Annotated in this window: 24 protein-coding genes; 16 read left to right on the top strand and 8 right to left on the bottom strand. The window is 67.4% G+C overall.

Annotated features, from left to right (window positions below):
• Positions 1-208: 208 nt before the first annotated feature.
• Genes E8M01_RS23995 through E8M01_RS24015 form a run of 5 tightly spaced genes read left to right on the top strand, consistent with a single transcriptional unit; the run spans position 209 to position 6215 of the window.
• Positions 209-715: a formate dehydrogenase subunit gamma gene (locus E8M01_RS23995; RefSeq protein ID WP_136962475.1), complete on the top strand. Its 507-nt coding sequence runs from the start codon at positions 209-211 to the stop codon at positions 713-715.
• Complete coding sequence (locus tag E8M01_RS24000; protein WP_170182049.1) at positions 712-2283, top strand: formate dehydrogenase beta subunit; 1572 nt, start codon at positions 712-714, stop codon at positions 2281-2283. Before E8M01_RS23995 ends, E8M01_RS24000 begins: the two co-directional genes overlap by 4 nt.
• A gap of 10 nt (positions 2284-2293) precedes the next feature.
• The gene (gene fdhF / locus E8M01_RS24005) at positions 2294-5140 is read left to right on the top strand and encodes a formate dehydrogenase subunit alpha (RefSeq protein WP_136962476.1); all 2847 of its coding nucleotides are present in this window, start codon (positions 2294-2296) and stop codon (positions 5138-5140) included.
• A gap of 5 nt (positions 5141-5145) precedes the next feature.
• A complete protein-coding gene (gene fdhD / locus E8M01_RS24010; RefSeq protein ID WP_136962477.1) occupies positions 5146-5967 on the top strand; it encodes a formate dehydrogenase accessory sulfurtransferase FdhD in 822 nt (273 codons plus the stop codon).
• Entirely contained in the window at positions 5964-6215 is a 252-nt protein-coding gene (locus tag E8M01_RS24015; protein WP_136962478.1) for a formate dehydrogenase subunit delta, read from the top strand. The genes fdhD and E8M01_RS24015 overlap by 4 nt, the downstream gene beginning before the upstream one ends.
• A gap of 46 nt (positions 6216-6261) precedes the next feature.
• Here E8M01_RS24015 and ctlX read toward each other — a convergent pair whose 3' ends face one another.
• Both ctlX and E8M01_RS24025 read right to left on the bottom strand, forming a co-directional pair.
• A complete protein-coding gene (gene ctlX / locus E8M01_RS24020; RefSeq protein WP_136962479.1) occupies positions 6262-7206 on the bottom strand; it encodes a citrulline utilization hydrolase CtlX in 945 nt (314 codons plus the stop codon).
• Positions 7203-8258, bottom strand: coding sequence for an ornithine cyclodeaminase (locus E8M01_RS24025; protein WP_136962480.1), 1056 nt, complete (start codon positions 8256-8258; stop codon positions 7203-7205). The genes ctlX and E8M01_RS24025 overlap by 4 nt, the downstream gene beginning before the upstream one ends.
• Positions 8259-8382: 124 nt before the next feature.
• Here E8M01_RS24025 and E8M01_RS24030 point away from each other — a divergent pair, with 124 nt between their 5' ends.
• Complete coding sequence (locus E8M01_RS24030) at positions 8383-8808, top strand: Lrp/AsnC family transcriptional regulator (RefSeq protein ID WP_136962481.1); 426 nt, start codon at positions 8383-8385, stop codon at positions 8806-8808.
• A 67-nt stretch (positions 8809-8875) separates the two neighbouring features.
• Here E8M01_RS24030 and E8M01_RS24035 read toward each other — a convergent pair whose 3' ends face one another.
• A complete protein-coding gene (locus E8M01_RS24035) occupies positions 8876-9562 on the bottom strand; it encodes a GntR family transcriptional regulator (protein ID WP_136962482.1) in 687 nt (228 codons plus the stop codon).
• Positions 9563-9725: 163 nt separating this feature from the next.
• On the opposite strand from E8M01_RS24035, the gene E8M01_RS24040 reads away from it, so the two are divergent.
• From E8M01_RS24040 to E8M01_RS24065, 7 genes are all read left to right on the top strand, one after another.
• Positions 9726-13010: a molybdopterin-dependent oxidoreductase gene (locus E8M01_RS24040; RefSeq protein WP_246088410.1), complete on the top strand. Its 3285-nt coding sequence runs from the start codon at positions 9726-9728 to the stop codon at positions 13008-13010.
• Entirely contained in the window at positions 12935-13120 is a 186-nt protein-coding gene (locus tag E8M01_RS35590; RefSeq protein ID WP_246088411.1) for a 2Fe-2S iron-sulfur cluster-binding protein, read from the top strand. Before E8M01_RS24040 ends, E8M01_RS35590 begins: the two co-directional genes overlap by 76 nt.
• 51 nt (positions 13121-13171) lie before the next feature.
• Positions 13172-14626 (top strand): short-chain fatty acid transporter, encoded by a 1455-nt coding sequence (locus E8M01_RS24045; protein ID WP_136962483.1) that lies wholly within the window; start codon positions 13172-13174, stop codon positions 14624-14626.
• A gap of 151 nt (positions 14627-14777) precedes the next feature.
• On the top strand, positions 14778-15458 hold the full coding sequence (locus E8M01_RS24050) for a MarR family winged helix-turn-helix transcriptional regulator (protein WP_170182050.1): 681 nt from the start codon (positions 14778-14780) through the stop codon (positions 15456-15458).
• 15 nt (positions 15459-15473) lie between these two features.
• On the top strand, positions 15474-16190 hold the full coding sequence (locus E8M01_RS24055) for a hypothetical protein (RefSeq protein WP_136962484.1): 717 nt from the start codon (positions 15474-15476) through the stop codon (positions 16188-16190).
• A gap of 177 nt (positions 16191-16367) precedes the next feature.
• A complete protein-coding gene (locus E8M01_RS24060; protein WP_215908789.1) occupies positions 16368-17072 on the top strand; it encodes a glutamine amidotransferase in 705 nt (234 codons plus the stop codon).
• Positions 17073-17083: 11 nt separating this feature from the next.
• Positions 17084-17617, top strand: a complete 534-nt coding sequence (locus tag E8M01_RS24065) for a redoxin domain-containing protein (protein WP_136962485.1) — start codon at positions 17084-17086, stop codon at positions 17615-17617.
• A 39-nt stretch (positions 17618-17656) separates the two neighbouring features.
• Here the strand turns inward: E8M01_RS24065 and E8M01_RS35770 are convergent, their stop codons facing one another.
• The 4 genes from E8M01_RS35770 to E8M01_RS24085 are packed head-to-tail and all read right to left on the bottom strand — an operon-like array spanning position 17657 to position 22030.
• Positions 17657-18535 carry a TonB family protein gene (locus E8M01_RS35770; protein WP_136962486.1) on the bottom strand — a complete coding sequence of 293 codons (879 nt, stop codon included), beginning with the start codon at positions 18533-18535 and terminating at the stop codon, positions 17657-17659.
• 9 nt (positions 18536-18544) lie between these two features.
• Positions 18545-18982, bottom strand: a complete 438-nt coding sequence (locus tag E8M01_RS24075; RefSeq protein WP_136962487.1) for an ExbD/TolR family protein — start codon at positions 18980-18982, stop codon at positions 18545-18547.
• Positions 18982-19623 carry a MotA/TolQ/ExbB proton channel family protein gene (locus tag E8M01_RS24080; RefSeq protein WP_342778625.1) on the bottom strand — a complete coding sequence of 214 codons (642 nt, stop codon included), beginning with the start codon at positions 19621-19623 and terminating at the stop codon, positions 18982-18984. Before E8M01_RS24080 ends, E8M01_RS24075 begins: the two co-directional genes overlap by 1 nt.
• Before the next feature lie 19 nt (positions 19624-19642).
• The gene (locus tag E8M01_RS24085) at positions 19643-22030 is read right to left on the bottom strand and encodes a TonB-dependent receptor (protein WP_246088412.1); all 2388 of its coding nucleotides are present in this window, start codon (positions 22028-22030) and stop codon (positions 19643-19645) included.
• Here E8M01_RS24085 and E8M01_RS24090 point away from each other — a divergent pair.
• Positions 22029-22880, top strand: coding sequence for an SDR family NAD(P)-dependent oxidoreductase (locus E8M01_RS24090; RefSeq protein WP_136962488.1), 852 nt, complete (start codon positions 22029-22031; stop codon positions 22878-22880). The two genes, E8M01_RS24085 and E8M01_RS24090, sit on opposite strands and share 2 nt — an antisense overlap.
• 18 nt (positions 22881-22898) lie before the next feature.
• On the opposite strand, the gene E8M01_RS24095 is transcribed toward E8M01_RS24090, so the two are convergent.
• Positions 22899-23498 carry a LysE family translocator gene (locus tag E8M01_RS24095; RefSeq protein ID WP_136962489.1) on the bottom strand — a complete coding sequence of 200 codons (600 nt, stop codon included), beginning with the start codon at positions 23496-23498 and terminating at the stop codon, positions 22899-22901.
• A 73-nt stretch (positions 23499-23571) separates the two neighbouring features.
• Between E8M01_RS24095 and E8M01_RS24100 the strand changes: the two genes are divergently transcribed.
• A complete protein-coding gene (locus E8M01_RS24100; protein WP_246088855.1) occupies positions 23572-24471 on the top strand; it encodes a LysR family transcriptional regulator in 900 nt (299 codons plus the stop codon).
• 59 nt (positions 24472-24530) lie between these two features.
• Complete coding sequence (locus E8M01_RS24105; protein ID WP_246088413.1) at positions 24531-25373, top strand: urea carboxylase-associated family protein; 843 nt, start codon at positions 24531-24533, stop codon at positions 25371-25373.
• The last annotated feature ends 8 nt before the right edge of the window (positions 25374-25381 follow it).

A 25381-nucleotide genomic window follows, 5' to 3' on the forward strand; every position in this document is an offset into this window, starting at 1 on the left:
GCTAGCGGCTATCGATTGCCGGGATTTGAGTGAAGTCGGCCCAATGTGGCTTATCACAAGGTCAATTGCTCAGGCGCGACGGCCGAGAGGGACAATTTGATAGTCCTTGGCTATCAAATGTTCGGAACAAACAATTTGAACTCTTCCAGTCTGCAGGCACCATGGCTCCAGCAAGGTCGCCGGTTCAACGGCGGCGACTGGAGGAAGCATGGGACATTATGCGGCTTGGGATATCGAGGTTGCGCGGGCGCTGATCACGCGCCTGAGCAGTCTCGACGGCGCGGTCATGCCGATCCTGCACGCGCTTCAGGACGAGTTCGGTTATGTCGACCGGGCAGCCGTGCCGCTGATCGCGGATGCCTTGAACCTGTCCCGCGCCGAGGTCCAAGGCACCATCAGTTTTTACCATGATTTCCGTGATGAGCCTGCCGGCCGCCGCGTCATCAAGCTGTGCCGCGCCGAGGCCTGTCAGGCGGTCGGCTGCGAGAACCTGGTCGATCATCTGAGAACGCGCCATGGCCTGGCGGTCGACGCAACCACGGCCGATGGCGATCTGACGATCGAGACGGTCTATTGCCTGGGCAATTGCGCGCTTGGGCCGGCGGCGCTGGTCGACGGCGAGCTGGTTGGCCGGCTCGACGCCCAGCGCCTCTCGGCGCTCTGCGAGGGCAGGGCGGTCGAGACCGCCCAGATCATCGAAAGGGTGCCGGCGTGAGCGATAAAGCCAAGCCCGTTCGTATCTATGTGCCGATCGACGCGGCCGCCCTGTCGGTTGGTGCCGAGGCTGTCGCAACCGCGATCCGCCGCGCGGTGGAGCAGCGTGGCCGACCGGTCGAGATCATCAGGAACGGCTCGCGTGGCATGCTCTGGCTCGAGCCGCTCGTCGAGGTCGAGACATCCGCCGGCCGGGTCGCTTATGGGCCGGTCTCGCCAGCCGACGTCGCCGGCCTGTTCGAGGCAGGTTTCCTGGAGGGAGGAGCCCATCCGCTCGGCCACGGCCCGACCGAGGAACTCGATTGGCTGAAGCGCCAGCAGCGCCTGACCTTCGCGCGCGTCGGTCTCACCGATCCGCTGTCAGTCGCCGACTATCGTGCCCATGGCGGCTTCAAGGGCCTGGAACAGGCGCTCGCCATGGCGCCGGCCGATGTCGTCGAACGGGTCAGGGCCTCGGGCCTGCGCGGCCGCGGCGGCGCCGGTTTCCCGACCGGCATCAAGTGGAAAACCGTGCTCGATGCCGTCGCCGAGCAGAAATATATCGTCTGCAATGCCGACGAGGGCGACAGCGGCACCTTTGCCGACCGCATGCTGATGGAAGGCGATCCCTTCACGCTGATCGAGGGCATGGTCATCGCCGGCATTGCGGTTGGCGCCACCAAGGGTTTCATCTATCTCCGCTCGGAATACCCGCATGCTCACCGTGCGCTCAACCGCGCCATCGCGCGGGCCGAGCATGCGGGCCTGCTCGGCGCCTCGGTGCTGGGGTCCGGCCGGGCCTTTCAGCTGGAAGTCCGGCTCGGCGCCGGCGCCTATATCTGCGGCGAAGAGACCTCGCTCCTCGAAAGCCTCGAGGGCAAACGCGCCATCGTCCGTGCCAAGCCGCCCTTGCCGGCGCTGCAGGGCCTGTTCGGCAAGCCGACGGTGGTCAACAACGTGCTGTCGCTGGCGAGCGTGCCTTGGATCATGGTCCATGGCGCCAAGGCCTATGCCGATTGCGGCATGGGCCGGTCGCGCGGCACCATGCCGGTGCAGCTCGGTGGCAATATCCGGCGCGGCGGCCTGGTCGAACTCGCCTTCGGCATCAGCCTGCGCACCCTGATCGAGGATTTCGGCGGCGGCACCCGCTCCGGACGGCCGCTGAAGGCCGTGCAGATCGGCGGTCCGCTCGGCGCCTATCTGCCCGACAGCCTGCTCGACACGCCAATGGACTACGAGGCACTGGCCGGCGTGCAGAGCATGCTCGGCCATGCCGGAATGGTGGTGTTCGACGACACCGCCGACATGGCGAGACAGGCGAAATTCGCCTTCGCATTCTGCGCCAAGGAAAGCTGCGGCAAATGCACGCCGTGCCGGATCGGCGCGGTGCGTGGCGTCGAGACCGTCGACCGGATCATCGCCGGCGTCGAGCGGGACAAGAATCTCGCCGTGCTGGCCGATCTCAACCGCCTGATGACCGATGCCTCGCTCTGCGCCATGGGCGGCCTGACCCCCATGCCCGTGATGAGCGCGATCCGCCATTTCCCCGAGGATTTCCATCGCCCCGCCATGGCCGTGGCGGCCGAGTGAGGATGAAATCATGAGCCTGATCAAGGAAATCGACTTCGGCACGCCGATCCGCGTCGCCGAGAAGCAGGTGACCCTGACCATTGACGGCGAGACCGTCTCGGTGCCCGCCGGCACCTCGGTGATGGCAGCGGCGATGAGCCTCGGCACCAAGATCCCCAAGCTCTGCGCCACCGACAGCCTCGAGCCTTTCGGCTCCTGCCGGCTCTGCCTCGTCGAGATCGAAGGCCGGCGCGGCACGCCGGCCTCCTGCACCACGCCGGCCGAGGACGGCATGGTGGTGCGCACCCAGACACAGCACCTCGCCAAGCTGCGCAAGGGGGTGATGGAGCTCTATATCTCCGACCATCCGCTCGACTGCCTGACCTGTTCGGCCAATGGCGATTGCGAGCTGCAGGACATGGCGGGAGCCGTGGGCCTGCGCGAGGTGCGCTACGGTTATGACGGCGAGAACCACCGCCACGACACGAAGGATACGTCCAACCCCTATTTCACCTATGACCCGGCGAAATGCATCGTCTGCAACCGCTGTGTCCGCGCCTGCGAGGAAGTGCAGGGTACTTTCGCGCTGACCATTATCGGCCGCGGTTTCGACAGCCGGGTGTCGCCGGGCGGCACGGATTTCTTAGGCTCCGAATGTGTTTCCTGCGGTGCCTGCGTGCAGGCTTGCCCAACCGCCACGCTGACCGAAAACTCCATCATCGAGCATGGCCAGCCGGAGCACTCCAAGGTCACCACCTGCGCCTATTGCGGCGTCGGCTGCTCGTTCAAGGCGGAGATGCAGGGCGACCGCGTGATCCGCATGGTGCCCTACAAGGACGGCAAGGCGAACGAGGGCCATTCCTGCGTCAAGGGTCGTTTCGCCTGGGGCTATGCCACCCACAAGGATCGCATCACCAAGCCGATGATCCGGGCGAAGATCAGCGATCCCTGGCGCGAAGTGTCGTGGGACGAGGCGATCAACCATACCGCTTCCGAGTTCAGGCGCATCCAGGGTCACTATGGCCGGGAATCGGTCGGCGCCATCACCTCGTCGCGCTGCACCAACGAGGAGGTCTTCCTCGTCCAGAAGCTGGTGCGCGCCGCCTTCCGCAACAACAATGTCGATACCTGCGCCCGCGTCTGCCATTCGCCGACCGGTTATGGCCTGAAGACCACGCTCGGCACCTCGGCCGGCACGCAGGACTTCAAGTCGGTCGCCAAGTCCGACGTCATCCTGGTCATCGGCGCCAATCCGACCGATGGCCATCCGGTCTTCGCCTCGCGGATGAAAAAGCGGCTGCGCGAGGGCGCCCGGCTGGTCGTCGCCGATCCCCGGCGCATCGACCTCGTCAAGTCGCCGCATATCAAGGCCGACTATCACCTGCAGCTCATGCCCGGCACCAATGTCGCGCTGATCAACGCCATTGCCCATGTCGTGGTCACCGAGGGCCTGATCAGGGAAGACTATGTCCGCGAGCGCTGCGACCTCGACGATTTCGAGGTCTGGGCCCGTTTCATTGCCGACGAGCGCAATTCGCCCGAGGCGAGCGAGCAGTTTACCGGCGTGCCGGCCGCCGATGTGCGGGCGGCCGCCCGCTTGTTCGCCACCGGCGGCAATGGCGCGATCTATTACGGCCTCGGCGTCACCGAGCACAGCCAGGGCTCGACCATGGTCATGGGCATGGCCAATCTTGCCATGGCCACCGGCAATATCGGCCGCGAGGGTGTCGGGGTAAATCCTTTGCGCGGGCAGAACAATGTCCAGGGCGCCTGCGACATGGGCTCGTTCCCGCACGAATTCTCCGGCTACCGGCATGTCGCCGATGATGCGACGCGCCAGATCTTCGAGATGATGTGGGGCCAGCCGCTCGATACCGAGCCTGGACTGCGTATCCCCAACATGCTGGACGAGGCGGTCGGCGGCACGTTCAAGGGGCTCTATGTCCAGGGCGAGGACATCGCCCAGTCCGACCCCAATACCCAGCATGTCACCGCCGGGCTCGCGGCCATGGAATGTGTCGTCGTCCAGGACCTGTTCCTGAACGAGACGGCCAAATATGCCCATGTCTTCCTGCCGGGCGCTTCGTTCCTGGAGAAGGACGGCACCTTCACCAATGCCGAACGGCGGATCAACCGGGTGCGCCAGGTGATGGCGCCGATGGCCGGCAAGGCCGAATGGCAGGTCACCGCGGAACTGTCGCGCGCGCTCGGCTATCCCATGTCCTACGGCCATCCGAGCGAGATCATGGACGAGATCGCGCTGTTGACGCCGACCTTTGCCGGGGTCAGCTACGACAAGCTCGACAGGCTCGGTTCGGTGCAATGGCCCTGCAACGACAAGGCGCCGACCGGCACCGTGCTGATGCATGTCGATCGTTTCGTGCTCGGCAAGGGCAAGTTCATGATCACCGAGTTCGTGCCGACGCAGGAACGAACCGGTCCGCGCTTCCCGCTGATCCTGACCACCGGCCGCATCCTCTCCCAATATAATGTCGGGGCGCAGACGAGGCGCACCGCCAATTCCACCTGGCATGCCGAGGACGTGCTGGAGATCCACCCCTTCGATGCCGAGAACCGCGGCATCAAATCGGGCGATCTGGTTGCCCTGGCGAGCCGTTCCGGCGACATCTCGCTGAAGGCCGAAGTCTCCGAGCGCATGCAGCCGGGCGTGGTCTACACCACCTTCCACCATGCCGACACCGGCGCCAATGTCATCACGACAGACTATTCCGACTGGGCGACCAATTGCCCGGAATACAAGGTGACCGCGGTCGAGGTGCGGCGGACCAATTATTATTCGCAGTGGCAGGAGCAGAACCGCGAGGAAAGCGTGCTGCTGAGGCTGATCGCCGGGCAAATGCCCGAAGCGGCGGAGTAGGGACCATGTCCATTCCCGTGTCGCGCTCCACCATCGGACGGACGCTGCGTTATGACCGCGCGCTCGACCGGCCGAGCGCGGTGGAAGTGCCGGTCGAGGTTCCCGTCAACATTGTCTACGGCAATCTGCCTTATGCCGTGATGATGGCGACGCCTGGCGATCTCGACGACTTCGTTGCCGGCTTCAGCCTGACCGAGGGCATTGTCCGGAGCCTCGACGACATTCGTGGCGTCAGGGTCGAGGAGCAGGCCGACGGCTTCGTCGTCACCGTCGACCTCGTCGCCGAGGCGCTCGGCCGGCATCTGGCGCGCCGGCGCAGCCTGTCGGGGCGGACGAGTTGCGGGCTCTGTGGTGTCGAGAGCCTCGACCAGATCCCCGGCGCAAGCGATACCGTCGCTCCGGCCGCGCCGATCGCGCCGGTGGCGATCGCGCGGGCGCTGGCAGGCCTCGACGAGCATCAGCCGCTGCACCGGCTGACCCGGGCGGTCCATGCCGCGGCCTTCTGCGATCCGGCCGGCGCGATCCTGATGGCGCGCGAGGATGTCGGCCGCCACAATGCCCTGGATAAGTTGATCGGCGCCTGTCTGCGCGCCGGGTTCAATCCCGCCGACGGCTTCGTCGTGATCACCAGCCGCTGTTCCTTCGAGATGATCGAGAAGGCGGCGATCTTTGGCGCCGGCACGCTGGTCGCCATTTCCGCGCCGACGTCGCTGGCCATCGACCGGGCCCATGCGCTCGGTGTCAGCTTGGTCGCGGTGGCCCGGCGCGACGCCGCGGTCGCCTTCACCCACGCCCCGTTGCCCCAGCGCGAAGCCATTGCCTCATGAGCGCGACAGACCCGACGGCCAAACTCGCCCACATGGCCGGCCACATTGCCGAGTTCTTCAAATCCTACCCGGAGGATCAGGCGGTCGCGGCGATCGCCGATCACATCAACCAGTTCTGGAGCTGGCGGATGCGCGAGGATTTCGTCACGGCTTTCCGGCCGGATGATCCGGCCCTGGCGCCGCTGGTCGCCAAGGCGCTCGCCGGGATCAAGGGCAAGCGGCCGACGAGCAGCGTCCTGGCGCGCTGAGCGGCCTGCGTTCCACCGGCGTTCCGAGGGGCTGGTCCGGCAAAGCCTATGCCGCCCGGTCGGACCGGCGTGGCGACAGGTGGACACCGGCCAGCATGCAGCGCACCGAGCCGCCGGCCAGCTCGATGGTCGGTACGTCGAGCGGCAGGATCTCGACCGAACGTTCCAGCAGTTGGCGTTGCCGGTCGTCGAGCGCCCGCAGCGCCCGTGCCGACAGCGCCAGGAGCGGTCCGCCGCGGCCCTGCAATTCCATCGCGTTGCCGGCGAAGGCGCCGACCTGGCGGTGGGAGAGATCGATGATGGCGCGGCCGCCAGCCTCCAGCCGGTCGCGGATTTCGGCGCGGCGCGCGGCATTTTCGATGGTCGCCAGTCCGATCAGGCTGATGTCGCTGCCGATACACATCAGCACATTGGTATGATAGATCGCCCGCCCGGCCGCATCGGTCGCGTCGAACACCACCGGTTCGAAGTTGAAATGGGTGCAGAAGCGCTCCAGCGCGACGTCATTGCAGCGCTTGGAGCGCGCCGCATAGGCGACGCGTTCGAGATGATCCAGCACCATGGCGCCGGTCCCTTCCAGATAGACGCCGTCCTGTTCCAGCCCCGAATAGTCGATCACGTCCTGGACCCGATAGCGCTGCTTCAGCATCTCGATGACGTCGGTCCGCCGCTCGGCCCGGCGGCTCGGCGCAAACATCGGATAGATGGCGACATGGCCGCCGGCATGGGTCGAGAACCAGTTGTTCGGAAAAACCGAGTCCGGGGACGTGTCGGTCTCGTCCTCGAACAGATGAACGGTGACGCCGGCCGCCTCGAGCGCCGCCGCGGTCCGGCTGACCTCGGCATGGGCCGCGGCCGCGATGGTCTTGGCCGTCCGTGTCCGGTCGTCCGACTGGAAGGCATTGTCCGCGGCGGTATCGGCATTGGGCGAGAAGTGGTGGGGCCGGATCATCACCACGCCGCGTGGCGCCTGGACGGAGACCGGTTTCATGCGCCGATGTCCGCCAGGGCCGCGACGCTGCGGCCGAGCGCCGGACGCAACAGGCCGAAGAGGTCGCGCGGGTCGTCCGGCTCGGCCAAGAGGTCGATCTCGCTGTAGCAATCGGTGCCCTGGACCCGGTCGCGCAGGTAGCGGAGCGCCGAGAAGTCCTCGATGGCGAAGCCGACCGAGTCGAAGACGGTGATCTGCCGGTCCGACCGGCGGCCCGGCGCCTGGCCGGTGATCACCTGCCATAGCTCGGTGACGGGAAAGTCGGCAGGCATCTGCTGGATTTCGCCCTCGATGCGGGTCTGTTCGGGATATTCGACAAAGACGTCGGCGCGCAGCAGCAGTTCGCGCTGCAATTCGGTCTTGCCGGGGCAATCGCCGCCCACCGCGTTGATGTGCACCCCGGCGCCGACCATGTTGTCGGACAGGATGGTTGCCTTCTGCTTGTCGGCGGTCACCGTGGTGACGATGTCGGCGCCGAGCACCGCCTCGTCGGAACTGCTGGCGACGGTGATGTCGAAGCCCTGATCGGCGAGATTGGCCAGGAATTTACCGGTCGCCAGTCGGTCGATGTCATAGACCCGCAGCCGCGACAGCCCGAGCAGCGCCTTGAAGGCGAGGGCCTGGAATTCGGACTGGGCACCAAGACCGATCAGCGCCATGACCTTGGCATCGCGCCGGGCGAGATAGCGCGCGGCGAGCGCCGAGGTGGCCGCCGTCCTGAGCGCCGTCGTCAGCGTCATCTCAGACAGGAATTGCGGATAGCCGGTCGCCACATCGGCGAGGACGCCGAAGGCGGTCACCGTCTGCAAGCCGCTTCGTGTGTTGCGTGGGTGGCCGTTGACATATTTGAAGCCGTAGAGGCGGCCGTCGCTGGCCGGCATCAGTTCGATCACGCCATGGGCCGAATGGCTGGCGATGCGCGGCGCCTTCTCGAAATCGGCCCAGCGGCGGAAGTCCTCCTCGATATAGCCGGCGAGACCGGTGAAGACCTCCGGCAGGCCGGTCGAGGCGACCAGGCGGATGACATGTTCCACGCCGACATATTGAACCATGAGTGTCCCCGACGAATGAGATGCCGTCAGGTTAGGGCCATGCGCCTCGTACAAGATATGCAGAACTCTGCGCATTATGGCCGATATTTCTGGCATTTTGCACAGCCGTGATGTACAAAATGCCATGCATCATTTCGATGATCTCGACCGCCGCATGCTCGCCGTCCTGCGCCAGGACGGCAGGGCCCCCTTGTCGAAGCTCGCGGCCATCCTTGGCGTGTCGCGCGGCACGGTGCAGATGCGGCTTGAGCGGCTGCTCGGCTCCGGCGCCGTGCTGGGCTTCACCGTGCGTGTCCGTCAGGATCACGAGGATGGCGCGATCCAGGCGGTGATGATGATCGAGGTGACCGGCAAGTCGACGACGGCGATCATCCAGAAGCTGCGTGGCCTGCCGGAGCTCCACGCGTTGCACACGACCAATGGCACCTGGGACCTGGTCGCCGAGATCAGGGCCTCGAACCTCAGGGAGTTCGACCGCGTCCTGCGCGACGTGCGCGCCATCGACGGCATCTTGAACAGCGAAACCAGCATCTTGCTCAGTTCCGTCTGAGGACGGAACCTGGTCCGCGCGCGGCGCGCGGTGTCCTTTGTCGACAGCCGCGCCTTGTCGTCCGGTCTCAGCCGGTGCGGGCCTGGGCCAGCACGATCGGCTCGCGCAGGCTCTCCTTCGACTTCATCAGCGCATCGACGAAAATCGGCTGCCAGGACCGCACATGGCTGCGCAGCAGGGCGGTGACCGCCTCCTCGTCGCCGGCCATGACCAGCTCGATGATGCGGTAATGTTCCGGAATCGAGGCGTGCTGGCGCTCGAGGCCGGCACGTGAACCGATGCCGTAGAGCCGCATCTTGTCGCGCAGGCCCATGACCGTTTCGGTCAGCAGGTCGTTGCCGGCCGCCGCCACCAGGTCGTGGTGATAGCTGCGATCGGCTTCCAGGTAGAGCCGGACATCCTCTTCGCGCACGGCACGGGCGATCTCGTCGGCCCAGCCATGGAGGCTCGACAGGTCCTTGTGCGGCATCCGGGCGACGATGACGGCGGCGTGCAGTTCCAGCACCTCGCGCAGGTCGAACAGGTTGTTGAGATCTTGCAGCGTCGGCTCGACCACCTTGAAGCCGCGATTGCGCATGGGCTCGACCAGGCCGTTGCGGCTGAGCTCCAGCAGCGCCTCGCGCACCGGCGTTGTCGACACGCCGAGGCTCGCCGCGAGGCTCGGCACGGAATACATCGTGCCGGGCAGGCTTTGCCCCGAAATGATCTCGGCTCGCACCTGCTGCAGCACCTGTTGGCGCAGATTTGGATCCATTGGCGGTTCACCTGCTCTTTGGGCCGGCCCGAAGGCCGAAGCCCGATTCCCCCGATCATAGGCCAAAACCGCTTGACGAAGCATATGACGCGTGACGTAAATGTGTAACGCGCTACTTAAATGCGTCACACATCAGTCCAGTTCATCCAACAAGGTTCCGGTCTTGGCTCAACGGTTCCCCGGCTATTGCACGCTCTGTCGGTCGCGCTGCGGCGCGGTGACCGTCGTCGAGGCGGGCAGGGTGGTCGGGGTCGAGCCGCTCGCCGGCCATCCGACCGGTGGCGCGCTCTGCGCCAAGGGCCGTGCGGCTCCGGAAATGGCCGGCAGCCCGCGTCGGCTGACCCGCCCCTTGAAGCGCACCCGGCCGCGCGATGATGCCGATGCCGGCTGGATCGAGATCTCCTGGGACGAGGCGCTGGACGAGATCGCCGACAGGCTCGGCGCGATCCGGCGCGACCATGGCGCGGAAGCCGTCGCCTTCGCGGTCACCACCCCCAGCGGCACGCCGATGGTCGACAGCTTCGAATGGGTCGAGCGCTTCATCCGCGGTTTCGGCAGCCCGAACCTCGTTTACGCGGTCGAGGTCTGCGGCTGGCACAAGGACTATGCCCATGCGCTGACCTTCGGCCGCGGCATCGGTTTTCCCGACTATGACGAGGCCGACATCATTGTGCTCTGGGGCCACAATCCCGCACGCACCTGGCTTGCCCAGGCAACGCGCGTCGTCGATGCCCGCCGGCGCGGCGCCAAGGTCGTGGTGGTCGACCCCAAGCCCGACGGATCCGGTCAGCAGGCCGATCTCTGGCTGCGCATCCGGCCGGGCGCCGACGGCGCGCTCGCCATGGGTGCGGTCCGGCATCTGATCGCGACGGCAAGCTACGACGCCGATTTCGTCCGCGCCTGGACCAATGCGCCGCTGCTGGTCGACGGCGCCACCGGCCGCTTCCTGCGCGCGGCCGATCTTTGGGCTGGCGCCGGCCCCGACGATTTCGTCGTGCTCGATGCGGCCGGCAAGGCCCGGCCCTACGACACGCGCCTTGCGCTGGAGAATGCCGATAGGGTCCGGCTCGAGGGCAACGTTACCCTGCTGGCTGCGGACGGCCGGACGATCGCCGCGGCCACCGTGTTCGATCTGCTGGCGGCCGAGGCTGCCGCCTATACGCCTGACCATGTCGCGGCGCTGACCTGGCTCGACCGGACCGATATCGAGGCCTTCAACGCCCTGTTCGCCGGCAAGCCGCGGCTTGCCTATCACTCCTGGACCGGGGTTGGTCAGCACACCAATGCGACCGCGATGGAACGTGCCATCGCCACGCTCTATGCGCTCACCGGCGCCTGCGACCGGTCGGGTGGCAATCTCTGGCCGGTGCCGCCGCCGACCCGTGTGCTCAACGACCTGAACATTCTCTCCGCCGCCCAGAAGGCCAAGGCGCTCGGGCTCGCCGAATTGCCGCTCGGGCCGCCGGCCAAGGCCTGGATCACCGCGCGCGACTTCAGCCGGGCGGTGATCGAGGGCGAGCCCTACCGCGTGCGCGCCCTGCTTGGTTTCGGCACCAATTTTGTCGTCTCCCAAGGCGATTCCGCGCGCAATCGCGAGACCCTGCAGGCCCTGGAGTTCCAGGTCCATGTCGACATGTTCATGAACCCGACGGCCGAGAGTGCCGATATCGTGCTGCCGGCCAACATGCCCTGGGAGCGCGACGCGCTGAAGATCGGCTTCGAGATCACCCAAGCCGCGGTCGAGACCATCCAGTTCCGGCCCCGCATGGTCGAACCGGCAGGCGAGAGCAAGGCCGATTACGAGATCGCGGCGGCCCTGGCGGTCCGGCTCGGCATGGGCGACTTGTTCTTTGGCGGCGATATCGAGGCTGGTTGGAACCACCAGCTCGAGCCGCTCGGCGTCACCGTCGACGACCTGCGCGAGCACCCCGAGGGCCTGCGCTTCCCCCAGGCCTTCGCGACCGCCAAATATGCCGCAACGAAGGACGACGGCACGGTCACAGGCTTCGCCACGCCGACACGCCGGGTCGAGCTCTATTCCGAGCTGATGCTGGGCCATGGCTATGCGCCCCTGGCCGGCCATGTCGAGCCGGCCGACAGCCCGCTGGCGCCCGAGCCCGACGTGCGCTTCCCCTATGTGCTGACCACCGCCAAGAGCGGCTGGTTCGTCCATTCCTCGCATCGCCACATCGCCTCGCTGCGGCGAAAATCGCCCGATCCCGCCGTCGAAATCAGCCCCGCCTTGGCGGCCAGGCTTGGCCTCTCGAACGGCGACTGGGCGACCGTCGAGACGCCGAGCGGTGAGGCGAGCCTGCGGCTGCGCCTGAACCCGGCGCTGGACGACCGCGTGGTGATCGCCGAGTTCGGCTGGTGGGAGGATTGTCCGCCGCTCGGCCGCGCGCGCACCGCGGAAGCCGGCCCCCGGACGATGAATGTCAACGCCATCCTCAGCGACCGGCAGCGCGATCCGGTCAGCGGTTCGGTGCCGTTGCGCGCCGGCATCTGCGATATCAGGCGCGACGACGCGGCAAGCCTCGGCACCTGGAGCGGCCGGCGCGCCTTCGCCGTGACCGGCCGGCGGCAGGAGGCCGACAATGTGGTCGCCCTCGAGCTTGCCGCCCGCGATGGCCTGCCGCTGCCGGCGTTCAGGCCCGGCCAGCATGTCGTCTTGTCCCTGGCTGGCACCCGTCTCGCCCGGGCCTACTCGCTGACCGGCGCCGGCGATCGGCCGGACCGGCTGTCGGTCGCGGTGCGGCGCGACCCGCCGACCGGGGCCGGCGCCGATGCGCGCGTCCACATGCCCGACCATGTACACGCCCTCGATCTCGGCGACGAGGTGCTGCTGGAGCCGCCGGGTGGCGTCTTCACGCCGCCGCTCGGTGGCAGCCGTCCGATCATCCTGCTGGCGGCCGGCATCGGCATCACCCCGTTCATCAGCCATCTCGAAGCCCTGGCGAAGATCGATCCGGCGCTGCGCGCGCCGAAAGTGCTGCTGCTCTACGGCTGCCGCAATGGCGGCGAGCATTCCTTCGCCGGCCGGCTCGAGGAGCTCGGCCGGCTCCTGCCGGAGCTCGACATCGTCACCAGCTATTCCGCGCCCCGGCCAGCCGACCGCGGCCACGACCGCGTCGGACGCATCGATCTCGATGCCGTCTTGCCGGTCCTGCAAGGGCGGCCGCTGGCTTATCTCTGCGGCTCGCCGGATTTCGTCGCGGCGATGATCGAGGGACTGGTCGCGCGTGGCATGCGGCGCTTCGACATTTTCGCCGAGGCTTTCGTCACGCCGCCGGCGGTGCCGGCGACGCTCGCCCCCAGACCGTGCATATCGCCGGCAGCGGCAAGAGCTTCGTCTGGTCGCCCGAGCTCGGCACCTTGCTCGATGCGGCGCAGGCCGCCGGCCTGTCGCTGCCGAGCGGTTGCCGCGTCGGCCAGTGCGAGAGCTGCCTGATGCGCATCGTCGACGGCGACGTCGCCAGGCTCAGCGCCTTCGACGGCGACGAGGACCACTGCCTCACCTGCCAGGCGGTGCCCCTCTCCGAACTGACACTCGCGCTTTAAGCGAGATCAAAAAACCAGCCAGAGCCACAAACGGAACCAGCGGGAACCATCATGACCGATACGACACAAGTGCCATCTTTCGCCGCCGAGAAACGCAGCGGCGACAATATCCTCGCCCGGTTTTCCCAGCACATGGTGGCCTTCGCCGAGCGCTGGTTTCCGGATGCCTATGTCTTCGTGCTGATCGCCGTGATTGCGGTCGCCGGCGGCACCATCCTGCATGGCGGTTCGCCGCTGACGGTCAGCCGGGCCTTCGGCGACGGCTTCTGGAACCTCATCCCCTTCACCATGCAGATGGCCCTGGTCGCCATTGGCGGTTATGTCGTGGCGATGTCGCCGCCGGTCGCGGCATTGCTCGGCCGGCTCGCGGCCGTGCCGAAGACCGGCCGCGGCGCGGTGGTCTTTGTCGGCGTCCTCAGCATCCTGTTGTCGCTGGTCAACTGGGGCGTCAGCCTGATCTTTTCCGGCCTCCTGGTGCGCGAGATCGCCCGTCGGAAGGACATCCGGCTCGACTACCGGGCCGCGGGCGCTGCCGGCTATCTCGGGCTCGGCTGCGGCTTCACGCTGGGCATCACCTCATCGGCCGCCCAATTGCAGGCCAATGCCGCGAGCATTCCGGCTTCGCTCCTGCCGATCACCGGGGTCATCGGTTTCGCCGAGACCATCCTGACCTGGCAGAACCTGGTGACCACGGTCGCGGTGACGCTGCTCTCGGCGGCCATCTGCTATTTCACCACGCCCGCGCCAGCCGATGCCAAGACCGCGGAAGACCTCGGCGTCTCGCTCGATAACGACAAGGTCGAAGTCAAGAAGGCATCGCGGCCCGGCGACTATCTCGAATTCAGCCCGGTGCTGACCATCCTGATCGTGCTGCTCGCCTGCGGCTGGCTGTGGCAGACGTTCCAATCGGGCAACCCGCTGATCACGCTGTCCGGCCTCAACACCTATAATTTCGTCTTCCTCATTCTCGGCATCCTGCTGCACTGGCGGCCGCGCAGCCTGATCGAATCCTTTTCCAAGGCCATGCCGAGCGTCTCCGGCGTGCTGCTGCAGTTTCCCTTCTATGCCGGCATCGCGCAGATCCTGACCAAGGTGCCAAACGCCAACGGCGTCACCTTGTCGGATACCATTGCCCACTGGTTCGTCGGCTTTTCGACCAATACGACCGTCTTCTCGTTCCTGGTGGGCATCTACTCGGCGGTGCTCGGCTTCTTCATCCCGTCCGCCGGCGGCAAGTGGATCATCGAGGCGCCCTATATCATGAAGGCGGCCAACGAGATCGGCGCCCATCTCGGCTGGACCGTCATGGTCTACAACATCGCCGAGACGCTGCCGAATTTCCTCAATCCGTTCTGGATGTTGCCGCTGCTCGGCATTCTCGGCCTGAAGTCGAAGGACCTGATCGGTTATACCTCGGTGCAGTTCGTCATCCATTTCCCGATCGTGATGGTGCTGGCCGCGGTCCTGATGGCGACCTTCACCTATCACCCGCCGATCATGCCCTGACCGGAGCCGACGGTCGGGCTTCGAGGCGTGCCGCCTCGAAGCCTGGCTGCGCGGACGGTGGGGAGCAGGGCATTTCCTTCCGCTACGCGGATGCGGGAGTTGCATGGGATCGGCCGTTGACATGATATCATAGGAGTCCTATTCATTCGGCATGACCGCCGATTTCGACACGCTTTCCAGTCCTTTACCGCGCCGACTGCGCGACGGCCTGGAGCGCATTGCCGCTGCGATCAGGGCGGATCAGTGGGCGGTCAGCGAGGGCGTCGGCCTCAATCCGACCCAGGCGCACATATTGACCTTCCTCGCAGGGCGAGACACCGCCGGCGTGCGTGTCCGTGCCGTCGCCGAACATCTCGGCGTGACGCAGCCGACGGCCACCGATTCCATTGCGGCACTGGCCCGAAAGGGCCTCGTCGAAAAGCTTCCCGATCCCACGGACGCCCGCGCACTGGCTGTCCGGGTCACCGCCGCCGGCCGCGCCGCGGTTCGCGCCATCGGGCTTGCCTCCAGCGCGTCCGACCAGGCGCTGGCTGCGCTGAGGCCGTCGGACCAGGCGGAGTTCCTGGTTCTGGTCGTCAAGGCGATCCGCGCGCTGCAGGTCGCGGGCGCCATTCCGGTTCAGCGCATGTGCGTGACCTGCCGCTATTTCCGGCCCCACGCCCATGCGGGCGCGGAAACCCCTCATCATTGTGCCTTCGTGAACGCTGCCTTCGGTGACCGGCACTTGCGGGTCGATTGCGGCGAGCATGAGCCGGCCGACCCCGCCGTCCAGGCTGCCACCTGGACGGCCTTCGAGACGGGGCCGGCCAACCTCCGAGCACCACCGACCTAGGGAAGGACGACGCCCATGACGACGACATGGCTGCGAGGCATGGCCCTCGCCGCGACGCTGCCGCTTTGCCTCCAGCAGGCCCTCGCGCATGACATCCGCGCCGCACCGAATGCCGCCACGCCGGCCCCTTTCGACATCATTCGCACCGAAATCACCACCAGCGGCGGCGAGGTGGTCTTCCGCACCCAGGTGCGCGAGCAGGCCGGCAGCCTGACGCCGCAGCCCACCGGCCGGTTCGAGGGGTCGAGTGTCTATGCCTATGTCTGGCCGACCTCGCTCAACTCGGCCGATGTCGGCTTCGAAAGGGATCAGGGTATCGTCGCGCTGGCCGCAACCTTCCACCCCGATTTCGACGACGGCGCCAAGGGCGCGCGCAACCGCCATATCTGGCATTCGCACTGGGTCGTGCTGGCCGAGGACCGGGCCTGTCCCGGTGGGCTGAAAGTGCGCGACATCCCGGCCGGCACCCGGCCGCGCGTGCCCGAGACCTGGCCTGGCGTGCCGTTGCTGATCGACAGCCCGGACCATGCCGTGACCTTCTCGCGCGACACGGTGGAGGTGCGCATCCCGCTGGCCGGTCTCGGGGCCATCGCCACCGCGTCTTATGATGGCGTGACGGCGGGTCTGCGTGTCGACGCCAATCTGCACGCGCCGCTGCTTTGTGTCGCCGACGTGTTCAAGGTGGCATCCGGCAAGCTCAATCTGCCCGGCCGCGTCATGCCCGGCCGCTGACGGCGGAAGCGGCCCGCCGGCTGCCACCGGCGGACCGCTCACCGTATCCCCCTCCGAGCATCAGAGAAGGAGCTGAATCATGCCACGGAAAGCCCTGAACGACCAAGCACGCCCGGGCAAGTGGCCAGATGGCGGTCGCGGCAGGTCTCGCGCCGCCGCGGGCTGTCGGAGGGCCGCATGCTGAGGACCGCCGTCGCGATTCGCCATGTTGCCTTCGAGGGACTGGGTGTCATCGAGCCGGCACTGCGCGCGGCCGGCTATACCGTCGGCGTCTATGACGCCGGCGTGGACGCGCTTGGGAGCCTCGATCCGGTCGAGACCGAACTCCTGATCGTCCTTGGCGGCCCGATCGGCGCCGATCAGGAGGATCGCTACCCGTTCCTGAGGGCCGAACAGGATCTCCTGAGCCGGCGCCTCCAGGCGGGGCGGCCGACGCTCGGCATCTGTCTGGGCGCCCAACTGATGGCGCGTGCCCTGGGCGCGGAGGTCTATCCCGGGCCGGCCAAGGAGATCGGCTGGTCGCGCCTCGATCTGACCGCCGAGGGCCAGGCCTCACCGCTCGCTCATCTCGACGGCGTGCCGGTGCTGCACTGGCACGGCGATACGTTTGATCTGCCCCCGGGCGCGGTCCGGCTCGCCGGGACCGAGATCTGCCCGAACCAGGCCTTCGCGATCGGCCGCGATGTCCTGGGCTTGCAGTTCCACGGCGAGGTCGATGTCCAGGACATCGAACGCTGGCTGATCGGCCATGCCGCGGAAATCGCCGCTGCCGGTATCGATCCGAATGCACTCAGGGCCGACAGCCGTCGCCACGGCGAAGCCCTGAAGCGGGCCGGAGCGCGGGTGTTCCGCGACTGGCTCGCGGGTCTCGACAGGTCTTGAGGAGAGCGGCGATGGTCACCCCGATCGAGGCCCCGGAATGGGCCGTCAGCCAGTGGTTCAACAGCCCGGCTCCATTGACGCTCGGCGGCCTGCGCGGCCGGGTCGTGCTCATTCATGCTTTCCAGATGTTGTGCCCGAGCTGCGTCGCGCATGGCACCCCCCAGGCCGAGCGCGCCCACCACATGTTCGGCGACACCGACCTTGCGGTCGTCGGACTGCACACGGTGTTCGAGCATCACGCGGCGATGGCGCCCGTGTCGCTCGCGGCCTTCATCCATGAATACCGGCTGACCTTTCCAATCGGCGTCGATGCGCCGGGCGAACGCGGCGCGATTCCGGTCACCATGGGCCGCTATCACATGCGCGGCACGCCGACGACGGTCCTGGTCGGCCGCGACGGCACCATTCGGCACCACGGCTTCGGCCGGGAAGACGACATGGCGCTGGGCGCCATGATTGCCGCCGCCCTCGGCCAGGCACCACCGGTCGCCGTCGCGGCAGCCGGCGCGGGCTCGGGTGCCGACGGCGCCTGTGCCATGCGATAGGGCGCGCTGCCGCGAGGCCGCAATGCCGGTCGGGCGGCGCTACTGGATCCGGATCGTGACGGAACCCGAGAAGCGGCCGGCCGGCGGCGCCGGGAAGCTCGACCGCGCCAGCATGGTCCGGATGGCGTGATCGACGCCGTCGTCGCCGGACGAGCGGATGATGCCGGAGGCGGCCATGCGGCCGGAGGCGTCGATGGCGAAGCTGACACTGACATTGCCGCGGGCATTCAGGCCGAGCGCGCTGGTGCGGGTCTGCAGGATGCGGTGCACCTGCGAGGCGTAAGCCGCCGCCGAGACATTACCGCCCGCCTGGGCCGGACGGCTGCCTTCGGAGGCCGCGGTGCCGGTCGAAAGCTCGCGTGGCGGGCGCGCCATGGCTTGCTGGCGTTGTTCTTCGCGCTTGCGCCGACGCTCGTCCTCGCGCTCGCGACGCTGAGCCTCGGCGGCACGCTCCCGCTCGATCCGTCTTTGCTCGATGCGGCGCTCGGCCTGGGCATCGCGCGGTCGTTCGGGCTGCGGCTGCACCGCCGGGATCACCGGCGCGCTCGGCTCCGCCACGACCGGTGGCGGAACCGGTTCCGGCGGCAATTCCGGCCTGTCGACAGGCGCCTCCACCAGCGGCTCGACCGATGGCGGCACGACGGGCGGTGGCAGCTCGGCCGGCGCCGGCTCGGCCGCCGCGACCTGTTCCACCGCCGGCGCCTGCTCGGCGCTCGGCGCGGCCTCGGTTTCGGGCGGCTGTGCCGGTGCCGACGCCTCGGCTTGCGCCTGGACCATTTCGATGACCGGCGGCGCCAGTCCGACATGGGCGCGCGTCTTCGGGCTGAGCGCCCAGATGAGCGCGCCGTGAACCGTGACCACGCCCAGCATGAGCGCCGGACGCAGCCAGCCGGGATGGAGTATGCCGCGCGCTGTCATGCCGAGCGCCTAGCGTGTCGCCGCGGGCGCCGTCGGGCGCTGGGTGACCAGCGCGATCCTGGTCAGGCCATTGCTGGCGAGCAGGTCGAGCACACTGACGATGGCTCCAAAATCCGCCTTGGCGTCGCCGCGCACCTGGATGTGACGGTCGGCTCCACCGCCGAGCGTCTCGCGCACCAGGCCGACCAGGCCGTCGCGGGCGACGTCACGGTCACCGACCTGCAGCCGGCCGTCCGGGCCGACCGTGACGACGACAGGCTGCACCGGTTCGAGCGGCTGGCTGGAGCGCGCCTGTGGCAACTCGACCTTCATGCCTGCGGTCAAAAGCGGTGCCGTCACCATGAAGATGATCAGCAGCACCAGCATGACGTCGATGAACGGCGTCACATTGATGTCGGCGAGCGGGGCGAACTCGTCGCCGGGGGATGGGTCGGAGCCGAAGGCCATCAGCGGGCGCCTTCCGTCACGTGGCTCATGTCCGGCTGCGGCCGCAGGACACGCGCGGCGTCATCCTCGACCAGGCGCACCAGCCGCTTGCCGAGCCTGCCGTAGACGCCCACCAGCTGATTGTAGCCGAAGGCGGCCGGAATGGCGGCGGCAAGGCCAATGGCGGTCGCGGCGAGCGCTTCCGCGATGCCTGGGGCGACAGTGGCAAGGCTGGTGTCCTGCGACCCGGCAATGCCGATGAACGAGGTCATGATGCCCCAGACCGTGCCGAACAGCCCGAGAAACGGACCGACCGAGGCAATGACGGCAAGATTGGCGAGGCCGCCATGGGCTGCCTCGATGGTCTCCTGCACACGCCGCCGCATGGCCCCGACGACACGTTCGCGCCGCGCACCGACCGCTTCGTCGGGATAATGCAGTGCCGCCTCGCGGGCACCGCCGTCAAAAATGGCCTCGATGATCCGGCTCGACCGGCCGGCTTCGGCCGCGCCGACGGCCTGGCGCAGCCGCCGGGTGGCGAACAGGCATTCGGCGACGATGATCCAGCACCAGAGCGAGGCGGCCAGCAGCATCAGCATGACCGCCTTGACCACCGGGCCGGCCATCCAGAACAGCGAGAGGGGGTTCAGGTCCGCATGCATGATCTCAGGTCCTCGGATGTCAAAAGCGCAGGTTGACGAAGGCGCGGACGCCGCGCCCGGGTTGGACCACTTCGTCCTTCTTGAACGACACGTGGTTGCGGATCTCGGCATCGAGCAGGTTGGTGCCGGTCAGGCCGGCGGTCAGCTCGCTGACCCCATAGGTGTTGGCGTTCAGGCGCGTGGTGTAGCTGATCTCGGCATTCAGCAGGTCGTAGCCGGCGGTCGGCGTCTCGTTGGCGGCGATCTGGCGCTGAGCGAAGGCGTGCAGCAGGCTGACCCGGGCGAACAGGCCGCCGTCGCGCCAGAATACCGCGCCGCCGAGCCGGTGCGGCGGGATCCGCGGCACGTTGGTGTCGTCAGCGAAGCGGGCGCGGACGAAATCATATTGCGCCTCGACGCCAAGCGTCCCGGTGCCGATCGTCGCGACGTCGTATTGAACCCGGAACTCGGTGCCGTAGAAGGTGGCGTCGCGCTGGCGGAACACGGTTTGCCGATAGGCCGTGCCGGTGCCGCAGCTGGCAAAGGTCTCGCCGCAATAAAGGCCGGTCGGCGACTTGAAGATGAAGCCGTTGAAGCTGGTGTAATAGGCCGACATGTCCAGCCGCAGCGGGCCGGCGCTCCGGCGCAGGCCGATCTCGAAGGTGCGCGCCTGCTCCTTGTTCAGGGTCGGATTGCCGATGTCGAAGGTGCCGGGCGCCGCATGGGCGCCTTTCGAGAACAGCTCGGGCACGCGCGGCGCCCGCTCGACGAACTGGGCGGTGACGCTGCCGACGAAATTCCACGGCAGATCCTGCAGCAGGCCGAAGCTGGCGCTGAACGGCACGAAGGAGCGGGCGATGGGGGTGTCGAGCACCGGGCCGGACGAGCCGAGATAGTCGCTCGGGAAGATGCCGCCAATGCCGCGCAGCGCGGTGTATTCGACCCGGGTGGAAGCTTGCAGCCGCGTCGTCGGGGTCAGTTGCAGGTCGCCGAACAGATAGCTCGCGGCGGTTTGTGTGGTTGCCGGCTCGAACAGCGGCGGGGCGACGCCGGTAGCGCCGGCGAGCTGGTAATTGGCCGAGACGCCGGTCGTGATGGTCAAGGCGCCGATCGCCGTTTCCAGCGGACGCATCTGCGCTTCCACGCGCGTTTCGGCCTCCTTGTTGCGGAAGGTCAGCGCCGTCGCGAAGCGGTCGGCGGCGGGGATGAACGAGTCCTCGGCATGGGCGTAGATCGATGCGCCGAACCAGAAGCGCAGGATGTCGATCGGCCCCGATTCCGGCCGGTATTCACCCTTGGAGGTGAAACGGGTCTGCTGCAGCGCGATCCGCGCGCGTTCGGCGGCCGAGAAGGTGCCGGGAATGCCATAGGTCGCGTTGGTATGGGCAACCGCAGCACCCCAGTAGCCGCCGTCGAAGAACAGGGTGGCGCCGATCGAGCCGTTCATCGCGCGCAGATAGCTGTTGGCCTGGTGACCGCCGCCGGGCGTCGCATAGTCTTCCGCGGTGCGCCGGTTGAACTCGCCGTGGAACGCGATATTGCCCTTGCGTGCGCTGACGGTCAGGCCGGAATCGACACCGCGGTCGACCGAGGACAGCGCGGTGCGCAGCGCCGGGAAAATGCCCTCCGGTCCCAGCACCGTCGGGATGCGTTCATTGGTGACATTGACCACGCCGCCGATCGCCTGCGAACCGTAGCGCAGGACCGCCGGACCACGCACCACGTCGACACGCTGCGCGCTCGACGGATCGATGGTCACGCCGTGATCTTCGCCGAGGTCGGAGACGTCCTGCGTGCCGACGCCGTTTTCCTGGATCCGCACCCGGAAAGCGTCGAGGCCGCGAATGATCGGCCGGCTCGCCGAGCCCGGCGCGAAGCCCGAACTGGTAATGCCGGGCAGGTTGCCCAGGAGATCGCCGATGGTGCGGCCGCCATTGCGCCGGATCTCGCCTTCCTGGACCACCGTCACCGGAGCGAAGCTGCGATCGATGACCGTGAGCTCGCCGTCGGACGGGCCACGCGACCGCTCCTCCCGGGGCGCCTCGACGACGATGACGGGCAATTCCGTGACCTGCGCCAGCGCAGGACTTTCGGCGCCGAATGCCAAGGTCATCAAACCCACCGGCAGCGACCATTTCGACGTGCCGGACAACCCCGTCCGGCGTGCCGCGACATCTCCATTCCCAGCCATCTCGACCCGATTCATCACGCGCTGCCTGCCCATGTCGTGGAAAATGTAACAGTGTAACTGTTGCGAATTGTTCGCAACAGTTATTGCAAATGAATGGCAACTGCAAGAGGCGATCAAGGGTGTCAGATCTGCGTGATCGGGCAGGCGATGCTGGCCGTGCCGCCCGCCAGCCGATATATCCGGGCCATTGCCCCAGGCGGGCGATCGGCCTGCCCTGAAATCGAGAGAAAGCGTCATGTCGCACCCCGCCTTCACCCGAGGTTCCGTGGCCGTGGTCACCGGCGGCGCCGGTGGCATCGGCCTTGCCGCGGCGACGCGCTTCGCCGGGCTTGGCCTCAAGGTCTGCATTGCCGATCTCGGCGAAGACCGGCTCGCCCGGGCGGCGGCCTTGATCGCCTCGGCGTCGCCCGATGGTGCCGGCAGCGTCATGACCATGGCGACGGATGTCAGCCGGCCGGACGAGCTGCGCCGGCTGGAGGCGGCGGTGGTGAGCCACTTCGGCGGCGTCGACATCCTGATGAACAATGCCGGCATCCAGCCGGGCAGCGCCCTGTTCGGTCCGGCCGGGACCTGGGAACGGATCCTCGGCGTCAATCTGTGGGGCGTCGTCCACGGCACGCAGGTCTTCGCGCCCGGCATGATGGCGCGCGGCCGGCCGGGCCTGATCATCAATACCGGCTCGAAGCAGGGCATCACCACGCCACCAGGCGATCCCGCCTACAACGTCTCCAAGGCTGGCGTGAAAGCCTTCACCGAGGCATTGCAGCACGAGTTGCGCAACACGCCGGGCAACCGCGTCAGCGCCCATCTGCTGATCCCGGGTTTCGTCTATACCGGCTTGACCGCCAAGGGCCGCACCGAAAAACCGGCCGGCGCCTGGACTTCGGAAGAGACCGTCGATTTCATGATGACGCGGCTCGAGGCCGGCGACTTCTATATCCTCTGCCCCGACAATGACGTGCCCCGGTCGCTCGATGAGCGGCGCATCCTGTGGGCGGCCGGCGATATCGTCGAGAACCGCCCGCCCTTGTCGCGCTGGCACCCTGACTACGCGACGGCCTTTGCCGCTTTCGTCAAGGGCGACTAGCGCGGCGGTCCGGCCCGCTCACTGCCGCCACATCGGCACGATCGAGACGGCGAGCGCGAGCCCGAGCGCGACGTTGAGCATGCGCCATTGCCGCTCGGTCTTCAGCATCTGCGCCAGCATCAGGCCGGCCAGGCACCAGAGCGACAGCGAAAAGGCCGAAGCGAGGCCGAGCACCGAACCGAGCAGGACGGCGAGCTGCAATGGTCCGTTCGCCAGCATGGCGAAGGACGCGGCGGCGGCGAGCGCCATGGCCCAGCCCTTGGGGTTGAGCAGGAGCAGCAGGGCGCCGCCGGCGAAGCCTGTCGGGGTGGCCATCTCGGTCTTCAGATCGGGCGCCCCGCTCCGGCCGATCCGCCAGGCGAGCCACAGGAAATAGCCCGAGCCGGCGATCTTCATGGCGAGCTGCAGCGACGGCGCAGCCAGGATGAGGCTGGCGAGCCCCACCGCCGCGGCGGCGGCGAGACCGGCGAGGCCCGCCGTGATGCCAGCCATCAGCGGCACCGAGCGCCGATAGCCGAACCTTGCGCCCGAGGCGGTTACGAGCGTCGTCGCACCGCCCGGCGTGACGGTCGAGACGAGCGCGAAGACGACCAGTGGCGCCAGGTTGTCCCATGTCATGATGGCGGCTGCCCGACCCGAGAGATCAGCCAGTTGCAGCCATCTCCCAGCATTAGGAAAGCCATTGTTTGCCATGCTTGGCATTAGAAGTCATAATGCCGGAATGGCGCGCAACCTCGATACCGCCCTGGTCAGAACCTTCGTGACGGTTGCGGCGACCGCCAGCATGACCGCCGCCGCCAATGCACTGCACGTAACGCAAGGGGCGGTCAGCCAGCAGATCAAACGGCTCGAGGATGTCATCGGCTGCGCCCTGTTCGAGCGCGACCGGGGTGGCCTCAGGCTGACCGCCGCGGGCGAGCGCCTGATCGGCAAGGCCCGGCGCCTGCTCGCCTTGAACGACGAGATCTGGACCGAGATGACCACCCAGGTGTTCACCGGCCATGTCCGCTTCGGCCTGCCCTACGATCTCGTCGGCACCTTGCTGGCTCCGGTCATCAAGGCCTATGCCGAGGCTTGCCCCAAGGTGGAGATTTCGCTCGTTTGCGGTTCTTCGCCGGAGCTTGCCGAGAAGCTGGCGGCGGGCGAGATCGACCTGGCGGTGATCGAGGAGCCGGTCGGCGCGACCTCAGGCGAATGCCTCGGCATCGAGCGGCTGGTCTGGGCCGGCGCCAAGACCGGCAACGCCTATCGCAAACGTCCCTTGCCGATTTCGCTGGTGGCCGAGACCTGTGCCTTCCGGCCGGTGGTTCTGGCGGCGCTGGACCGTCAGGGCGTGGCGTGGCGCACCGTCTTCGAGAATGGCAATATCGATGCGGCGACAGCGACGGCACGGATGGACCTGGCGGTCACCGCCTGGCTCGCCTCCGCGGTTCCGGCCGATCTCGACATCCTTGGCGCCGATCACGGCCTGCCGGACCTGCCGAGCTTCGCCGTCAACCTGCATCTGCCGGCGCATACGGTCGCCGCGGCGACCAGCGAACTGGCCCGCTGCATCCGCGACGGCCTGACACGACGGCAACAGGCGGCCTGAAGGATATTGCGCCGAAAACACGGGGGAGAGGCGGGACAATGGCGAGATCGGCTCACGCAATGGCACCGCCCGACGCAGCCGCGCGGCGCGGCGCGCAAGCCGTCGTCGTCTATGCGAGCGAAAACCTGCCGCCGTTCGATGCCGCATTCTACGAAGCGGCTCGCTCCGGGCTGACCAAGGTCTCCGAACTGATCGTGCCGCCGCGCGATGCAAGGGCGTTCAGCGTGCCGGCCGGCCATTTCCTGCGCATCGTCAGCATCGAGGGCTCGCAAGTCGGCGATCTCAACCTGTGGAACCAGCACGACCTGTCGGAGCGCTTCTTCAGCGGCAAGACGCGGGCGCTGCACGCGACCCATGTCAGCACCGGCGATCGGTTGTGGAGCAGTTTGCCGAACCTGCGTCCGATGGCGACCATCACCCACGATACGCTCGACTGGTATGGCTGGGACGAGGACGGCGGAGGCGTTCACGACGTCATCGGCACGCGCTGCGACCCCTACACCAACGTCCTGTTGAAGGGGACAGAGTACCATCACTGCTGCCACTCCAATCTGACGCGGGCCCTGGCGGCCGAGCGCAACATGCCGCTGGCGCAAGCCGAGCCTCATGTCCATGACGTGCTGAACGTTTTCATGTGCACCGGCTTCACCCGCGACACGCACCAATACTTCATGAAGGCAAGCCCGGTGCGACCGGGCGATTTCATCGAGTTCTTCGCCGAGATCGATCTGTTGGGCGCGCTGTCGGCCTGTCCGGGGGGCGATTGCAGCTCCGGCCATTCCGACGACGCCGCCAGGTGCTACCCGTTGAAGGTCGAGATCTATCGCCCCAGGGATGACGTGCTCGCGTGCTGGCGATCGCCGCCGCGCAATGCCTATTCTCGAAACCATGGGATAGTCTGAGGTCGGCC

The organism is Phreatobacter stygius (assembly GCF_005144885.1).
In the GTDB taxonomy this organism is placed as follows: Bacteria; Pseudomonadota; Alphaproteobacteria; order Rhizobiales; family Phreatobacteraceae; genus Phreatobacter; species Phreatobacter stygius.

Bases quoted from the DNA above. Each gene is read 5' to 3' on its own strand.
- fdhD (WP_136962477.1), top strand. From the start codon at position 5,146: ATGTCCATTCCCGTGTCGCGCTCCACCATCGGACGGACGCTGCGTTAT.
- E8M01_RS24085 (WP_246088412.1), bottom strand. From the start codon at position 22,030: ATGACGCTTTCTCTCGATTTCAGGGCAGGCCGATCGCCCGCCTGGGGC.
- fdhF (WP_136962476.1), top strand. From the start codon at position 2,294: ATGAGCCTGATCAAGGAAATCGACTTCGGCACGCCGATCCGCGTCGCC.
- E8M01_RS24065 (WP_136962485.1), top strand. From the start codon at position 17,084: ATGGTCACCCCGATCGAGGCCCCGGAATGGGCCGTCAGCCAGTGGTTC.
- E8M01_RS24055 (WP_136962484.1), top strand. From the start codon at position 15,474: ATGACGACGACATGGCTGCGAGGCATGGCCCTCGCCGCGACGCTGCCG.
- E8M01_RS24075 (WP_136962487.1), bottom strand. From the start codon at position 18,982: ATGGCCTTCGGCTCCGACCCATCCCCCGGCGACGAGTTCGCCCCGCTC.
- E8M01_RS24080 (WP_342778625.1), bottom strand. From the start codon at position 19,623: ATGCATGCGGACCTGAACCCCCTCTCGCTGTTCTGGATGGCCGGCCCG.
- E8M01_RS24035 (WP_136962482.1), bottom strand. From the start codon at position 9,562: ATGGATCCAAATCTGCGCCAACAGGTGCTGCAGCAGGTGCGAGCCGAG.
- E8M01_RS24050 (WP_170182050.1), top strand. From the start codon at position 14,778: ATGACCGCCGATTTCGACACGCTTTCCAGTCCTTTACCGCGCCGACTG.
- E8M01_RS24100 (WP_246088855.1), top strand. From the start codon at position 23,572: ATGCTTGGCATTAGAAGTCATAATGCCGGAATGGCGCGCAACCTCGAT.
- E8M01_RS24030 (WP_136962481.1), top strand. From the start codon at position 8,383: ATGCATCATTTCGATGATCTCGACCGCCGCATGCTCGCCGTCCTGCGC.
- E8M01_RS24045 (WP_136962483.1), top strand. From the start codon at position 13,172: ATGACCGATACGACACAAGTGCCATCTTTCGCCGCCGAGAAACGCAGC.
- E8M01_RS24105 (WP_246088413.1), top strand. From the start codon at position 24,531: ATGGCACCGCCCGACGCAGCCGCGCGGCGCGGCGCGCAAGCCGTCGTC.
- E8M01_RS24090 (WP_136962488.1), top strand. From the start codon at position 22,029: ATGTCGCACCCCGCCTTCACCCGAGGTTCCGTGGCCGTGGTCACCGGC.
- E8M01_RS24025 (WP_136962480.1), bottom strand. From the start codon at position 8,258: ATGGTTCAATATGTCGGCGTGGAACATGTCATCCGCCTGGTCGCCTCG.
- E8M01_RS35770 (WP_136962486.1), bottom strand. From the start codon at position 18,535: ATGACAGCGCGCGGCATACTCCATCCCGGCTGGCTGCGTCCGGCGCTC.
- E8M01_RS23995 (WP_136962475.1), top strand. From the start codon at position 209: ATGGGACATTATGCGGCTTGGGATATCGAGGTTGCGCGGGCGCTGATC.
- E8M01_RS24015 (WP_136962478.1), top strand. From the start codon at position 5,964: ATGAGCGCGACAGACCCGACGGCCAAACTCGCCCACATGGCCGGCCAC.
- ctlX (WP_136962479.1), bottom strand. From the start codon at position 7,206: ATGAAACCGGTCTCCGTCCAGGCGCCACGCGGCGTGGTGATGATCCGG.
- E8M01_RS24060 (WP_215908789.1), top strand. From the start codon at position 16,368: ATGCTGAGGACCGCCGTCGCGATTCGCCATGTTGCCTTCGAGGGACTG.
- E8M01_RS24095 (WP_136962489.1), bottom strand. From the start codon at position 23,498: ATGACATGGGACAACCTGGCGCCACTGGTCGTCTTCGCGCTCGTCTCG.